At 57.2% G+C, this 15,489-nt stretch carries 15 protein-coding genes; 7 read left to right on the top strand and 8 right to left on the bottom strand.

Translation table 11 applies throughout. The features are described from left to right. Positions 1 to 163 precede the first annotated feature (163 nt). Positions 164 to 457 carry a helix-turn-helix domain-containing protein gene (locus BGLCM_RS08375; RefSeq protein WP_044084343.1) on the bottom strand — a complete coding sequence of 98 codons (294 nt, stop codon included), beginning with the start codon at positions 455 to 457 and terminating at the stop codon, positions 164 to 166. A 167-nt stretch (positions 458 to 624) separates the two neighbouring features. Here BGLCM_RS08375 and BGLCM_RS00520 point away from each other — a divergent pair, with 167 nt between their 5' ends. Beyond that, a complete protein-coding gene (locus BGLCM_RS00520; RefSeq protein ID WP_006295590.1) occupies positions 625 to 1,011 on the top strand; it encodes a DUF3073 domain-containing protein in 387 nt (128 codons plus the stop codon). 223 nt (positions 1,012 to 1,234) lie between these two features. Here the strand turns inward: BGLCM_RS00520 and BGLCM_RS00515 are convergent, their stop codons facing one another. Then, positions 1,235 to 1,645 (bottom strand): sterol carrier family protein, encoded by a 411-nt coding sequence (locus tag BGLCM_RS00515; protein ID WP_006295588.1) that lies wholly within the window; start codon positions 1,643 to 1,645, stop codon positions 1,235 to 1,237. A gap of 121 nt (positions 1,646 to 1,766) precedes the next feature. Here BGLCM_RS00515 and BGLCM_RS00510 point away from each other — a divergent pair, with 121 nt between their 5' ends. Together BGLCM_RS00510 and BGLCM_RS00505 are read left to right on the top strand one after the other, a co-directional pair. Next, on the top strand, positions 1,767 to 3,191 hold the full coding sequence (locus tag BGLCM_RS00510) for an RNA-guided endonuclease InsQ/TnpB family protein (RefSeq protein ID WP_044084407.1): 1,425 nt from the start codon (positions 1,767 to 1,769) through the stop codon (positions 3,189 to 3,191). Between the two features lie 624 nt (positions 3,192 to 3,815). After that, positions 3,816 to 6,272, top strand: a complete 2,457-nt coding sequence (locus BGLCM_RS00505; RefSeq protein ID WP_006295585.1) for a glycogen/starch/alpha-glucan phosphorylase — start codon at positions 3,816 to 3,818, stop codon at positions 6,270 to 6,272. Between the two features lie 241 nt (positions 6,273 to 6,513). On the opposite strand, the gene BGLCM_RS00500 is transcribed toward BGLCM_RS00505, so the two are convergent. Beyond that, positions 6,514 to 7,257 (bottom strand): rhomboid family intramembrane serine protease, encoded by a 744-nt coding sequence (locus BGLCM_RS00500; protein ID WP_052295137.1) that lies wholly within the window; start codon positions 7,255 to 7,257, stop codon positions 6,514 to 6,516. 236 nt (positions 7,258 to 7,493) lie between these two features. On the opposite strand from BGLCM_RS00500, the gene BGLCM_RS00495 reads away from it, so the two are divergent. Then, on the top strand, positions 7,494 to 7,712 hold the full coding sequence (locus tag BGLCM_RS00495; RefSeq protein ID WP_044084341.1) for a hypothetical protein: 219 nt from the start codon (positions 7,494 to 7,496) through the stop codon (positions 7,710 to 7,712). Positions 7,713 to 8,300: 588 nt separating this feature from the next. Here BGLCM_RS00495 and BGLCM_RS00490 read toward each other — a convergent pair. The 5 genes from BGLCM_RS00490 to crgA all read right to left on the bottom strand — a co-directional run bounded on the left by BGLCM_RS00490 (position 8,301) and on the right by crgA (position 11,848). Further along, entirely contained in the window at positions 8,301 to 8,639 is a 339-nt protein-coding gene (locus BGLCM_RS00490) for a hypothetical protein (protein WP_148401415.1), read from the bottom strand. A gap of 292 nt (positions 8,640 to 8,931) precedes the next feature. After that, positions 8,932 to 9,336 (bottom strand): PIN domain-containing protein, encoded by a 405-nt coding sequence (locus BGLCM_RS00485; protein WP_006295579.1) that lies wholly within the window; start codon positions 9,334 to 9,336, stop codon positions 8,932 to 8,934. Continuing rightward, a complete protein-coding gene (locus tag BGLCM_RS00480) occupies positions 9,333 to 9,605 on the bottom strand; it encodes a hypothetical protein (RefSeq protein WP_006295578.1) in 273 nt (90 codons plus the stop codon). Before BGLCM_RS00480 ends, BGLCM_RS00485 begins: the two co-directional genes overlap by 4 nt. Positions 9,606 to 9,994: 389 nt before the next feature. After that, a complete protein-coding gene (locus BGLCM_RS00475; protein WP_006295577.1) occupies positions 9,995 to 11,344 on the bottom strand; it encodes a THUMP-like domain-containing protein in 1,350 nt (449 codons plus the stop codon). Positions 11,345 to 11,404: 60 nt separating this feature from the next. After that, positions 11,405 to 11,848, bottom strand: a complete 444-nt coding sequence (gene crgA, locus BGLCM_RS00470) for a cell division protein CrgA (protein ID WP_420796139.1) — start codon at positions 11,846 to 11,848, stop codon at positions 11,405 to 11,407. A gap of 347 nt (positions 11,849 to 12,195) precedes the next feature. Here crgA and BGLCM_RS00465 point away from each other — a divergent pair, with 347 nt between their 5' ends. The 3 genes from BGLCM_RS00465 (at position 12,196) to BGLCM_RS00455 (ending at position 15,131) form a co-directional block, all read left to right on the top strand. Then, entirely contained in the window at positions 12,196 to 12,981 is a 786-nt protein-coding gene (locus BGLCM_RS00465; protein WP_006295575.1) for a DUF881 domain-containing protein, read from the top strand. A 27-nt stretch (positions 12,982 to 13,008) separates the two neighbouring features. Next, entirely contained in the window at positions 13,009 to 14,115 is a 1,107-nt protein-coding gene (locus BGLCM_RS00460; protein WP_044084340.1) for a class E sortase, read from the top strand. Positions 14,116 to 14,435: 320 nt separating this feature from the next. Next, positions 14,436 to 15,131, top strand: a complete 696-nt coding sequence (locus BGLCM_RS00455; RefSeq protein ID WP_006295572.1) for an anthranilate synthase component II — start codon at positions 14,436 to 14,438, stop codon at positions 15,129 to 15,131. Positions 15,132 to 15,489 lie beyond the last annotated feature (358 nt).

Raw genomic sequence — 15,489 nt, 5'->3', positions numbered from 1 at the left:
GGACAAGCTTGACAAACCCGTGGAACCCGAGCAGGAACCCTCCTCAACGAAACCGGACGTCCGGATGGCCATGGCGCGTGCGAACAACGCAGCCCAAGCCGCACCTCCATATGGAGACGGTGCTGTGTTTCCCAGTGTTTCCCAGCGTTTCCCAGCGTTTGGGTCAGGCCAAACTGATTTTCACTGTCTTGCCCATTGCTTTGGCGAGCTTTTCAAGAGTGTTGAGCAAGGGCATGATGCGTCCTCGTTCTATGCGGTTGACGGTCGCACGGCTGACGCCGCTGCGTTTGGCAAGTTCTTCCTGACTGAGATGTGCTTCTTCACGGGCGAGCATGAGCTGGACGGCGGCGTCCATTTTCTTGTCCTCCTCGTCCATGAACCGTGCGGCGTTCGGGGGGGGGGGGGGGGGGGCGATGCATTCCTTGTCGATGATGGTGGAGAATGGGATGGTAGGCATCGTGGTGGTCTTTTCTATTGTGGTTAAAATATTCAGAAAACAAGGGGATATCGCATATAAAGGGCGGCAAAATATCGCTGACATTGAGACGGGAAACCCACGATTCACATACAGTGGTACTCTCTTATATGTGATTTAACACCAGTGCAAGCAAAGCAGGGGGTCAGATGGGCCGCGGACGCCAGAAAGCCAAACAGCAGAAGATCGCTCGGAAGCTCAAGTATCTGACCACAGACACCGATTACGATGAGCTTGCCAAGGAGCTTGGTGCGCAAGAACCAGGTTCGGGTTCCTTTGATCCATTTGCTGATATTGAGGAACATCAGCACGACGCCTCCGAATACGCAGCGTATGAGGCCGAGTACTCCGAGACTGACGAGACCGAAGACGACATGTCGCGTGACGATCTCGATGAATATGCCAAGTGGGCCGCTGAGGCTGCTGTAGCCGCAGCGCCCAAGCCAACTTCCAAGCCGCATAAACCCATTCCCATGCCTGCTCCGGGTGCGTTCAAGCACGACAGCAAGCAGACCGATACGCATGAGGATGAGTGAGTGCGCATCGTAACTCTTACGAGCGCTTCTGCGAATAGGGTCAACTCCGAGTAACAACTTGAGTGACAACCCGAGTAACAGTCCAAACACAACTCTTCGATGTTGAGTGGTTTCCACTTCGCGTCAAAGTTGTTGCAACAGGGGCGAGATTGCATATCAGCAGTCTCGCCTTTGTTGGCAATCTCGGCTGTTTCAGGCATCTTGGACACTGCGGTCTGCCGCCCTATCCCAGCGGTAGCAGTCCCGACAAATCGTCGCGCTCGCCCACAGCCGTAATGCGGCCCAGTTCGCGTTCCTGGGCCCACGTTGTCACGCCTGTCGCGAGCCGCAGCCACACGCTCGGCTCGAGCTCGATCACGTCGGGCGGCGTGAGATTGTGCGGGTCGGAGGCCGGTCCGTCAAGGATTTTCACGGCTCCCCACGGTGCTACGCGCACTTCGACGCCAGGCCCCGGCGCCTTGGTTTCGAGCATGTGCAGCGAGAACCGCACGGCCATCGCCATTGTGGCCCTGGGCAGCTCGGGACTCACCTGCGTCGGCTCCTCGCCCGCGCGCACGAGCGCTTTGGCCGCCGCGTCCCACGCAAAGAACGCATCCTCACCTTTGCCGAGATCTTGTTTTCGGATTACTGGCATGATTTCTGTTCTACCAGATTGCGCCGTAGGGCTCCCGCCTCTTAGCGGAGCGTAGGCGGGAGGTGTAAGGCGCAGTCTTCTCTATTATTAATAGTAGATGAAATATGGTATCATTATGGGTATGAGCCAGAAAACCGTCATCGAACGAGTGGATGTGCAAGGCGCGCACATCTACCTTGGCATGGCCGACGATGGCTCCCCCATGTATTCCAATGACGGCAATCGTGTCATGCAATGGTTGTGCGACGCTTGGCGGTTCAGGTTCAACGCGAACCGTTCCAACAGGTACATCATCAACAAGAACAAAGAAAAGAAGCCGCTGAGCGAGCACCCGGACACGCGCACCGTCAAGACCATGCGCGTCGAATGCCCATGGATAGCCGCCGTGCCCACCTACGTCATCCAATCACCCGACCGCATCGAGAACACGCAATGGTTCGCCGCCATCGCCCGCCGCAAGACGAACATCACACACCACCGCAAGGCGGGGCGCATGCCCTCGTTCCTCAGCCGCAAACACGACGACCACACGTTCGCCTGCTGGTACAACAACGGGCAGAACGCGCTCTTCCAACAGGTCAACCGCAACCACGGGATAGTGACCATCAAGGGACAGAACCCGAAAGATTACCGCGACCACGGCACCCGGTTCACCATCCGCATCCACATCCGCGTCAGCCAACCCATCCGCCCGTACACGGGCATCCGCGTGAACTGGACGAAACGAACCTTGGTGTTCACCAACACGCCACTTCCCATCAAACGCGAGCAGACCGGCATGGCGGTCGGTGTGGACGTGGGCGTGGCGCACGCCGCCGCCCAATCGAACGGCATGTTCCTCGACCTGCCCAAAACGAAGTTGGCGAAGATAGACCGGGAGATAAGACGCCGCCAACGCGCCATGGCGCGCAAAGCCAACCTGAGCGGCAAAACCCGCCGCCAGTACGTGAGGGACGGCGTTTCACAACGGTACGCGAGGGAACGAGCGAAAGTCGCGGACCTGTATGCGAAGAAGCACCGAATCATCACGGACTGCTACCAGAAATACACCACCGGGCTTGTGCGGGACTTCGAAATCGTCTGCGTGGAAGCATTGCAGACGGCGAACATGACACGCAAAGCCACGCCGAAACCGGACCCGAACACACCGGGCCACTACCTGTCCAACGGGCAGAGCCGCAAACGCGGTCTGAACCGGAGCATGCGAAACAACGCGCTCGGCATGTTGCGTTCCATGCTTGAATACAAGACCAAGCTGGAAGATACCTGCACGCTTGTGCAGGTCAACCCGGCCTACACATCGCAAACCTGCTTCCAATGCAAGCACATCGACCCAAGGAACCGCGAGAGCCAAGCGGCATTCCAATGCGTCAACTGCGGGCACGAGGACAACGCGGACACCAACGCCGCATTGAACATACTGGAAGCCGGATTGCAGCACCTAGCAAGCACGGACGGCGCTTGGCATGGCATAAGCGTGCAAGACATGCTGAACACCCTGCGTGGACAGCATGCGACGCTGCCGTGCGAACCTCAACACGCATAGTGTTGGAATCTCCCGCCTCTACAGGCGGGAGAGGACGTCAACCACATGTGGGAACAGAATTGACGAATAATGAACGCGTTGCATCCACGTTCTTGTTACATCGGTGTTAAGGGTTTGTGGAGCCTTTCCGGACTTTGGGCGCTTCATGCAAGCAGAAGGGGGCATGGTGCACAATTGAATATGGCTTTGCTGTGTGGCGCATGGCAGGTCTGCCACGGTGGCATGGTGCAAGAGACCCCCGAACCCCAACGGTTTTGCACAATTCCGCCTGTTCGGTTGAACTGCTGGGTTTGCCACGCGAGAATGTTCACTACCCTTACGGTTTTTCAAGCAAAGCACGGCAAGATAAGCCCCAAAGAACCGACGTATGGAGGCGGCGATTTTTCGAGGAATGCCATATCTATCGCAATCTATCGCGCATGGGTGCATCGCTGATGCATCGAAGGGAACTCTGCAATGACTACGTTTGCAACGCATCAGAGCGAGACAGTTCCACGATAATGCGGTTATGTTATGATTTCCTCTGAGAACGTATGCATACCGGCGAAGTCTAGGCGCTGAATGCAAAGATGCTTCCTTCATGGGCGCGTTCAAACACAACTATCCAAATTAGGGAGTTATTTCATGACCGAATTGACCGCACCGAAGTCCTCGATTTCGTCGAAGGATTTCGCCAATGAGATTCGCGAACTTCTGAAGTACGAACAGGGTGTCACTCCGGAGCAGGCGTCTGCAGCCGATGTGTATGTTGCTGCATCTTCCGCCGTGCGTCGTCATCTCATGGATTCGTGGATGAAGACCCAGCAGGATATGGTCAACGGCAACACCAAGGCCGTCGGCTACCTGTCCGCTGAGTTCCTGATGGGCCGCCAGCTGCGCAACTCGCTGCTGAACGCCGGTCTGACCGAGCAGTTCAACGAAGCCGTCAAGGAACTCGGTTTCGATGCTCAGAAGGTCATCGACGCCGAATATGAGCCGGGCTTGGGCAACGGTGGTCTGGGCCGTCTGGCTGCATGCTTCATCGATTCGCTCGCTTCGCTGGGCGTGCCGGCCTTCGGCTACGGCATCCAGTACAAGTACGGCATCTTCCGCCAGGAATTCGACGAAGAAGGCAAGCAGGTCGAGCGTCCTGATTACTGGCTGGCCAATGAAGATCCGTGGGGCCACATCGATTACGGCCGCTCGCAGCGCGTGAACTTCGGTGGCGAAGTCGTTGAAGAAGACGGCAAGCGCGTGTGGAAGCCGGCTTGGGCTGTGCGCGCCATCCCGGTGGATTACATGGTGCCGGGTTACGCTTCGGGCCGCGTGAACACGCTGCGCCTGTGGCAGGCCAAGAGCTACGACGAGTTCGATCTGCTCGAGTTCAACAAGTCCGAGTACATGAAGGCTGTGGAACCGCAGGTCCAGGCCGAGAACATCTCGAAGATCCTCTATCCGGAAGATTCCACGCAGGTCGGCAAGGAACTGCGCCTCGAGCAGCAGTACTTCTTCACGAGCGCTTCGCTGCACGACGCCATCCGCGTCTTCTACCCGGGCCAGGACAAGCCTGATTTGACCACGTTCGCCGACAAGATCACGTTCCAGCTCAACGATACCCACCCGGTTATCGGCATCCCGGAGCTCATGCGCATCCTCATCGATGAGTACGGCTACGACTGGGATACGGCTTGGACCGTTACGACCAAGACGTTCAACTACACCTGCCACACGCTGCTGCCGGAAGCCCTCGAGGTTTGGCCGGCCAGCCTGATTGGCAAGCTGCTGCCGCGTCACCTGGAGATCATCGAGAAGATCAACGACCAGTTCCTCGCTGAGCTGGCTGACCTGACCGACGATCAGGACAAGATCGAGCGCATGCGCATCGTCACCGACGAGGACGACGCGAAGGTTCGCATGGCTTACCTCGCCACCTACGCCGGTTCGCATGTCAACGGCGTTGCCGAGCTGCACTCGCAGCTGCTCAAGGACGTCACGCTGCGCGACTTCTCCGATCTGTTCGACGCCAAGTTCACGAACGTGACGAACGGCGTGACCCCTCGCCGCTTCATGAAGCTGGCCAACCCGGGTCTGTCCGAGCTGATCACCGAAGGCCTCGGCACCGACAAGTGGCTATCCGACCTGGAGCTGCTCAAGGGCCTCGAGCCGCTGGCTCAGGACGACGAGTTCGTCAAGAAGTTCGCCAAGGTCAAGTATGACAACAAGGTGAAGTTCGCTCAGTTCGCCAAGGACGAGTACGGCTTCGACCTCGACGCCTCGACGATGTTCGACACGATGATCAAGCGTCTGCACGAGTACAAGCGTCAGGCTCTGAAGATCCTCGAGGTCATCGCCACCTACGCCGACATCAAGTCCGGCAAGGTCAACGCTGACGACCTGACCCCGCGCACGTTCATCTTCGGCGCCAAGTCCGCTCCTGGCTACTACATGGCCAAGCTGACGATTCAGCTGATCAACAACGTCGCCAAGGTCATCAACAACGACCCGGACGTCAAGGGCAAGCTCAAGATCGCCTTCCCGTACAACTACAACATCCGCGTGGCTCAGCTGCTGATCCCGGCTACCGAGCTCGACGAGCAGATCTCGCAGGCTGGCAAGGAAGCTTCGGGTACGTCGAACATGAAGTTCGCCCTCAACGGCGCTCTGACTGTCGGCACACTCGACGGCGCCAACGTCGAGATCCGTGCCCGCGTCGGTGCTGAGAACTTCTTCCTGTTCGGCATGACCGTCGACGAGGTTGAGGCTCTGTACGCCGCCGGTTACGATCCGTCGAAGTACTACGAGGCTGATCCGCGTCTGAAGGCCGCCATCGACATGGTTGCCAACGGCACGTTCTCGGACGGCGACGCCGAAACGTACGAGCCGCTCGTCACCGACTGGCTCAAGAAGGATTGGTTCATGACGCTGGCCGACTTCACGGCTTACCACGACATTCAGTCGCAGATCGACACGCTCTACGCCGATCAGCTCGAATGGAACCGCAAGGCTATCCTCAACGTGGCGAACTCCGGCTACTTCAGCTCGGATCGCTCCATCGAGGACTACCTTGAGCGCATCTGGATGACTGGTCCGCTCGACAAGTGATCCGCTAATCTTGCGTAACACTGCCCGCTCCTGCTCGTCAGGAGCGGGCTTTTTATTGTTATTTCCGTGCCACCGGCACTAGCCGCCGAACCGTCGCCAATCCCCACCTCTCTAGCACGCCTGCTGCCTAGTCTTTTCCCAGCACACTACGCCACCACGGCTCTCCAGGGGACATCAAAAAAGCGCAGCAGAAGTGCAAACTCCCGCTGCGCTTTGCAAGGCATCAACCAATCGTTGTTGATCAGAGGAATGCCGCGTATGGGTTGAGCGTGTTCGACCAGATGATTATGGCGATGATGATGACCAGCAGAATGCCGCCATAAAACGCGAATTTGGCGATGACGGGCTTCATACGCAACGAGCGCACACCGTAAATCGTGAGCATCGTGAGCAAACCGCCAAACACAAAACCGCCCACATGGGCTTGCCATGCCACGTTCGGCACCACAATCGGCATCAGGAAGTTGATGATCATCCACACGAGCATCGAACGCAAGTCCTCATGCATGTTGTGGTAGACCACGAGCATGGCCGCGAACAGACCGAAAATCGCGCCTGATGCGCCATAGACACCCGTAATCCATCCGGCGCTGCTGGCGCCGCCAATGGCTGCCCAGAGCATCATTGCCGCATTGCCGCCAATGCCGGAGAGCACATACAAAATCAAGTATGGCCAATGGCCCATCAACCGTTCAAGATACGGTCCCACGCTCCACAGCGTCAACATGTTGAACAGGATGTGCCACAGTGCGCCTGGATTGTGGATAAACATGGCCGTGATGAACGTCCACGGATGCACGCAGGCCGTGGCTGGCTGCAGCATCGCGAAGCCCAACATCGCATTGAGACCGGCTGGCCATGCCAGGCGGAAAATGACTTCGAGAATCCAAATTGCCACGCACAGCACAATCGTGATTTCGGTAATCACAGGCATGCCGGAACGCCATCGCGCACGCAATGACCGTGCCGAAAACACATTGCGCATCTTCGGTGAATCGGGGAACAAGCTGAAACGTTGTGTCATACCAAGACACCCTAGCAACCACCCATCCATTTGAGCTCAGCGCCCGACCACCCCAACATGGGCAGTTTTTGGCTTATTTCCAACGTTTTTAGCTTGCCTTGAGCACAATTGCACATTGTTTTCACAGATATGGTTCTATGATGGGTACCAGAGTCGGTTTAAGACGCAACCGGCCGCAACATGTGAAAGGAGCCGTCATGGAGAAGAAGTCTTCAAACGGTTGGAAATTCTTCGCGCTGCTCTTCGGTGGCCTGCTGGCTGCAGTCGTCGGTCTGTACATCTACAAGCAGCAGAACCCGGATTATGATCCGTGGGAGGAGCCTTGGGAGAACAGCTCCTCGCCAGTAGACCTCTCGCTGGCCAAGGATAAGGACGAGGACGCCGAGGACGACGTCAAGGCTGACGCCAAGGCCTGATTTTCAATCAGTAGCAGTCCTAGAAATCCCGATTCACGATGGTGGATCGGGATTTTTGTATATGTACCGCAGCGCGACGATTGCGAATTGCTGAACAGAATGGTCACCTTGTGCCGAGTGCTGCCAAATGCACTGTGTTGTGCGGCAGCGCACAACGTTGTGATGTGGATAGTGCAGAAGCATATGTGGATAAACGCGGATAAGTGCCATTTTTATGCAAAACATTAGGCAGAAATGGGGATAAAAGTTGCGACGGGGGGAATTACACGCGTGTAGTTTTCCACAGTTGTGCATAACAATGTGGATAAGTAGGGGATAACGTCTGGATAAGTGGTGAATAACTCCTCAAGTTATCCACATGGTTTTCCACAAAAGCCCGTTTTCCTAGGGTTTTCTAGTGCACTTTATGTGGATAACCAGTTATCCACCGTCGCGAAACGGTGCATAAGCGGCCACTAAACCTAGGGGTTACCCCGCGGCATCGCCCTATATGTAGTGGATAAGTTTAGGGTAACTTGAGAACTCGCGAAGGTTTTTCTGCAAAACCTCTGAATTGAAGGGGGTGTATTGTGGATAACTCCGCGCCCCTTAATTCCGTGCCGTCCAATCCCCGTTTTCTCTAAATAAGGGGAGCGGAAACCCGCCGATAACGGTCAGCGCGACCAAAGGCAGCAGGATTACGGGCTCCGGATTCGACTCCAGCGCCTTCAGCGGCGACCTGTTCACTCTCAAACAGGATGCGGTCTCTCGATCTTCTCTCCCCGTCGGCCGGATTTTCCATGTTAGGCGGGAATCGTGGAGAGTGGCTTGGGAATCGTCTTCGACGACGTCCACAGCGGCGGCCCTCGCCTCCTTCGCTTCATGTTCCTTCGCGGCGGCAGCCTCGAACCCGTCGAGCATCGCCGCCCTATGCGCGCTCTTCGCCACAGCGCCCATCGCAGGCGCAGATGGGTTCTGGTGGTTTGCTGGCTCCGCGCTGGCTGCATACGTACTGAACGTGGTTTCCGACTGGCAGCGGCAACGGAAAGTTGAAGGCCGCTAGAAAACCCTCAAGGGTTATCAGGCGGTTCGTTCTTCTTTCGCACAAGCGAAACCGCATCTCAACGCCGTTCCGGCAATGGAGGATGACATCGTTGCCGTTGCGTACTTCGTTGAGATAGGCGTGCATGTGCCGCCGGAACTCGGTAGGCGTGACGATGATGGTGCCTATGATTCCCCCTTATCCTACTTGCAGCAGCCTTTTCTGCAACCGCTTGTCGAACGTGACCACTTCATCGTTCTTCAAATGATTGCGGGCTATCAGCTCGCAGTCCGCTATATCCAGATTGGGTTGTTCGCGGTGTAGGCGTAGGGCGTACAGCATGAGATCATACGGCTCGTAGTCAACCACTTGCGAAAACCGGATGAGGAGTTCCGCGACGCTCTGCTTAGCGTAGCGTGGATGTTGGCTGCCGTCCTCTTCTATGGTCTTGGCGTTCTCAAGGACATAGACGATTTCGTTAAGGATTTCCATGGAAAGCACCGCTGGTTCTTCGAGCTCCGCCTTGGCTTGTTCAGCAAGGTCATGGGGTTCCCCGGTCAGGTAGCGGAGCGCTATGTTGGCGTCGATGTAGCGTTTGCTCATTCCGACCATCCTTCACGTTCCCGCCGTGCGTAGCGTTCCGCTACCGCTTCGGCGGCTGTGGGGAAGACGGCGCGGGCGTTGGGGCCGGCTGGCAGTGGCCTTAGCGCTCCCATGAGGTCGGGCTTGCTGCCGCGTTTTTTCTTGAGGTTGACGGTTATATCGATGCCATCTCTTCCGCTGATGATGACTTCGTTTCCCTGTTTGACTTCCTCAAGGGCGCTGTGCATGTGCTGGCGGAACCGGGTGGGGGTTACGGTTATGGTGCTCATCGCGTTCTCCTAAATGTACATTTCGCATGTACAAATATTGTACTACACGACATAGGAGTAATTTTCTCTGCCATGAACGCGGATGGACATGCGCGAACTGCGGGTACCCCCCACGACCGCGACATCAACGCGGCCCTGAACCTACGGGACGCGACCGCATACACGGTCGTCAAACTGCCTGTCGAATAGAAACACTCAAAACTGAACTACCGATGGTTAGTCGGGAAGTAACGCCTGTGGACTGTCGCATCCACTCCGGTACGCACCGCGCGAGCGGGCGGAAAGAGGACAGGTAGAAGCAGGAAACCCCTTTGGAAAGAAAGGAGTTCGGAACAAGCGCATATGAACACTTATTCCGTAACAGGTAGAACTGCAAAAAGACAGCGTGATTATGCAGCTTTGCGACACCAGAACAGCGTGTGCGTGTCTCGGCCGAGCGTGGTGGCGAACAGGTAGTCGCTGCCGCCGTCGGACAGCTTGAGTTTCTTGCGCAGCTGTTGCACGGTCAACGGGAAGTTGCGCACCGCCACGTTCGCTTGCAACGTTTTGCGCCCCTCGCCCTGCTGCCGTTCGCGCAGCCGCTGCAACTGGGTTTTGAGTGATTGCTTGTTCATTGTGCCCAGGCTCGTCACTTGGAACTTGCGCCCGGGGAACTGGTCAATCAACTGCGTGCCAACAAACAGATGGCTGTGTGGCCCGACTTGCGTGACGGGCATCAGCTGCTCCAGCACATCGAACGCACCGGCTTTCATGATGCTCGCGTTCGGCTCATACATATAGAGTTCACCGCGCTCAGCCAGCTCTTCCAATGCTTCGACCGTCAACTGCAGCCCGGAACCGGCCGAGGATTCACCGTTGCCCGGTTCACCATTCCAGCCGTTCAGCCGCGCTTGAGATTCGTGGCCCAACACATATTCAAGCTGTTGATCATCATTGATCGCGAGCATCGTGCAATCGGCGGCATCATCCCGCTCCTGCAGCACGAGCAGCAGTTCCTTGCATTCGTTACCCGCGCTGACAATCACCACATGGCTCACGCTGCCCTCAAACTGTTCGACGGCCTGGCGCCAGTCCAGCATCGGCGACAGCTTGATCATGACGGCATGCGCGGCTCGCAGCAGCCCGTCTTTCATCTCGAGCACGTTCGGTGTGCAATCTTCAATGGCCACCGTGCGTGCGCCGTGTCCGTCGCGCCGCGCAGGATCCAGATAAATCAGGTCATACGGTTTGGCAGTTCCCTCACCGTTGATTGATTCCAAATATTTCCGCGCATCCGCCTGATGCACGTGCACCTGCGTCAATGCCAACGCCGCGTAATTATGCTGCGCGATCGTGCACAAATGCGGTTGCTGTTCCACATAGTCGGCATCGGTGAACAACCGTGCCAAATACGAGCAGTCCACACCAAAGCCGCCCGTCAAATCCGCAAACCGTTGCGGCTGGATGCCGGCTTCCTGAAGCACGCGTTGCGCCAACCGCATTTTGACATGCGCCGTGAATTGCGATGAACACTGCTCCATCGACAGATGCGGCGGATAGATGATCTCGTGGTGTGCAGCCCATTCGGGCAATTTGGTGCGGGCTGTCTGCCAGCCTGCAATCTGGTTGAGCGCGAACGGCATATCCACGTCGTCCGTGCGTTTGGCATGCAATGCGAGCTCGCGCACATCATCGCCGCGGTGCTGGTCCACAAACTCGCGTGTAGCGGCTGAGGCCATGCCAGACAGTTCGTCCGGCATGGCCCCAGCATGCGTATGCGTATGGGTCAACGCGTCAACCACTAATAGGTACCTGGCCGATCAGTGCCAAGCCATCGTCATCAAGAAGCCTATGATGATCAGCGTCAACGCGATGGCGAGGTTCCAAGCGCCAATGCCCGGAATCGGATAGTTCGGCTGGATGTAATAGACCACAGCCCAAATCAGGCCCACAATCATGAATGCGCAGAACACCGGCACGAGCCACTTCGGATTCGCCTTCGTGCCCTTGATGCTCTCCTCCACGCGACGGCTGTTTTCTTCCTGGCGGCGCATCACGCGTGCCATCTGCGGTGTCACATCATTCGAATCGAGTGATGCGTTCAGCACGGCCTCAACCTTGTCCATAGGCAAGCCGTCTGCGTCATCAGCGGAATCAGCTGCGTCAGCGGCTTCATCCACCTCTTTGGCGACCTTGTCTGATTCGGCAATCACATCGGCGTCAATCGTGGCGCTGGAATCAGCTTCGGGAGCCTCATCCACCACGACTTCCTTGGCAGCGGTGTTCGGTTCGGTCTTCTCATCGACGACCACGTCTTCCACGGTGGTTTCCGTGACCGTGTCGTCCTTAGGGGCGGCGTCTGCGTTCTCGTGCAGCTTTTCGTCAGCCATGGGTGATGTCTCCTTCATTCGACTACCGTTTACTATAGTGGTTGCATGAGAACGCTGTCACGTTTCACACCCGGAATCTCAGCAATTTCCACGCATTTGCTCCATACCCCCGTATCTTTGGTTGCGAACTGAGGGTCGCAACGCTTATTTTGGGAACAACAAGGTTTGCAATCGGGTTGGATACGTGGGGATAATCGATTGATCGGAAGGACGGGTTGCGCATGGCCAAGCACACGATGAAGCATGGCACGCATCAGACGTTCGTTGGCAGTATGGCCGTGCTTGTGGTCGTGGCCGTCGTGGGCTTTCTGATCATGACGAACCTGCGCGTGAACCGCACGGCTGTAACCACGAACGACACCGCTGAACTCATCGAATCGCGTGTGCACCAAGTCAACGAGTTGCAAGCTGAAGTCAACAAGCTTTCCGCCCAAGTCGATACGCTCAACACGTTGGCCACCAACACCAAAGGCGCCACAGGTGACGACGCCGGATCAAGCACGATGTTGCCGGCCGTGGAAGGCGATGGTCTGACCGTTACGCTCAACGATTCTTCGCTGTGGAAAAACTCGGTAGGCGCCAACGGATCAAGCGCCGATATTGACAAATACGTGGTGCATCAACAAGACGTGGAAGCCGTGGTTAACGCATTATGGGCTGGTGGCGCAGAAGTCATGCAAATCATGGACCAGCGTGTATTGGCCAATTCAGCCATCATCTGCTCAGGCAATGTGCTTATGATGCAGGGCAAACGTTATTCGCCACCCTTCACGATCTCAGCCATTGGCCCTGTCAGGTCCATGCAGCGGGCATTGGACCGTTCCAAAGCCATTGGCATCTACAAGGAATACGTGTCGGCATTCGGCCTGGGATATAGCGTCAAGCAGGAATACCTGCACTTCGATGCCACACCGTCGTTGCTGCAACCGCTCAAATATGCCACAGTCGTGCCACAACCCAAGGAACCGGCCAAACAGAACGAAGAAGCATCGGCGGGCACAAACTGACCGCGCGTGCAATAACGGAGATACCATATGACAGCACCACGCCATAGCAACATGCCTACGAAACCCAAGCACCCCGGACCCAATATTTTAATGATGCTCGCGGGGCTGCTGCTGACGTTCGCCACTGTCTGCGGACTGTACATCGGATGGATGGAGTGGTGGACGGGAGTGGAGTCCGCGCACAGCCAGATCGAGAAGCGCGAGGATGCCAAATTCGCGCTACCGGCCACGGACGGCGACGTGAAAATCGCGCAGCCGCAGGAAGGCGAGGCGCCGCTGCAGCCGGAGGACGCCACGGCAGGTGAGCTGATCGGCATGGCGTACATCCCAGCGTTCGGCGATTCCTGGGAACGCAACATTGTGGAAGGTACATCGCTGGCCGAGCTGAACAAGCAGGGACTGGGCCACTACACGACCACGCAGATGCCGGGACAGGTCGGCAATTTCGCAATCGCGGGGCACCGTAATGGATACGGGCAGCCGCTCGGCGACATTGACAAGCTCAAAGCGGGTGACCAAATCATCATCCGAACGCTTGATTACTGGTACGTGTACGAATACACGTCGGACCGCATCGTGCTGCCGACCGACGGCAGTGTGCTCGCACCCAACCCGATCGAGCCCTCCCAGCCGGCCACCGAACCGATGATCACACTGACTACCTGTGAACCCAAATACTCGACGCCAACGCACCGCTGGGTTGCGTTCGGCACGTTCAAGTACTGGGCCAAAGTGGCCGACGGCGTGCCAGAAGCGTTGACGCACAAAACAGCATCAGGCGGCGTGGAATTCATCAATCGTGACGTGTCAAACCCGAGCGTATTCGTGCGCTTGGGCACGCTCAAGCCGTTCGTGTTCTACGGATTGCTCGCCTACGTAATTATTTTTGCGGCCGCAGCCTTCGCGTTCCGCTGGCCTGCGCTGCGCGCGATCCGCAATGGTGAGAAGCCCCAGCCGGCCTTCGAATTCTACGGATGGTTGCTGCGTCATCAACCCGGGCCGGCTGCAATCCGCTGGACCCTGCTGCTGATCCTGCTGCTCGTGACCTGCGGTGCCATGTTCCAATGGGTATTCCCATGGGCCGCGGCGAACATCCCCGTACTAAAGGAAATGTCGAATTTCACGGTTAGCTAGTTAACTAGCGGGAAGTGCGAGAGTCGCGCGGGGGGGGGGGGCTCGCACGGGGTTGTCGTGGGGCTGGCGCGGGGCTCGCGCGGCTAGTGTGAACGGGAAATCGTGTGGCACCGGAAAACGGGAGCCACACGATTTCTTTTTTATTGCAGGTAGTGGCAGCAGATGCGGGATATGTGATGGCTGGAAAGTGTGCCTGCCGAAATGGCATGATGAACATCACACCGGGCTGCAGCATGGAACTGTGGTCGAATAGTGTTGTGGATGCGCTCTACTCGCTACACTAAGGGAGACCGACTTGAAGGCGCTTGAAGGAGGTAGCCATGACCACCAGCCAGACCGCAGAAACCACCGTGCCAACACACATTGTGGAATCCACGCCATCGGCGCATATCCTGGTCATCGACAACTACGATTCATTCGTATACACGATCGTGGACTATCTCAAAACGTTGGGCGCCTCGGTGACTGTGGTGCGCAACGACGCAATCGACCCCGCCGCCCCTGGAGTGCTGCAGGGCTACGATGGCGTGCTGATTTCGCCAGGCCCCGGCGCGCCGGCCGAATCCGGCGTCAGTGAAGACATCATCCGATTGTGCGCCGCACAAGGCGTGCCAATGTTCGGGGTGTGCCTGGGCCTGCAGGCGCTCGCCGAAGTGTTTGGTTGCACGGTCAGCCATGCGCCAACAATCATGCATGGCAAGACGAGCCTGGTGGAGCATGTGGATGATGATCCGATTTTTGCCGGTGTGGCCAATCCGATGATTGCCACGCGATACCATTCGCTGGCTGTGGAACCTGAGACTGTGCCTGATACGCTGCAGGTGACCGCGTGGACCAAAGACGACCACATTGTGCAAGCCATCCGCCACACATCGCTGCCGATGTTCGCTGTGCAGTTCCACCCTGAGTCGGTAATGACCCAAGACGGCTACCGTCTGCTCGCCAACTGGCTCGCCGTCTGCGGCCAGACCAATGCCGTTGAGCGCAGCCTGGGCCTGCAGCCCAAGATTGCGTAAGTGCCGGTGCCTATCCGTTACCCTGCCTCCTGACGAGGCGCCCTCAATTCGTTGACAATCCGTAGCGCGAACGTACCCCGTGGTACAACCGCGCTACGGATTGTTTACTATTGCCCCCAAAACGCCTCTCTCCTGACCAGCCTGGTCAGGAGAGAGTGCGTAGTGCCGCGTGAAACTGCATCTCCTCTGACCAGCCTGGTCAGAAAAAGTGCACTTTGCGACGGAAAACTGAGTCTCCCGTTACCAGCTTGGTCAGGAAAGGTGCGGTTTGCGGCCTGAAACTGCATCTCCTCTGACCACGTTGGTCAGGAGAAGTGCGGTTTGCTCCCAAACTGCGTCTTTCTTTACCATGCCGGAC

This window comes from Bifidobacterium gallicum DSM 20093 = LMG 11596 (genome assembly GCF_000741205.1).
GTDB classification, from domain to species: domain Bacteria; phylum Actinomycetota; class Actinomycetes; order Actinomycetales; family Bifidobacteriaceae; genus Bifidobacterium; species Bifidobacterium gallicum.
The sequence above is the reverse complement of the archived record's forward strand: the minus strand, read 5'-3'. Positions and strand labels throughout refer to the sequence as shown.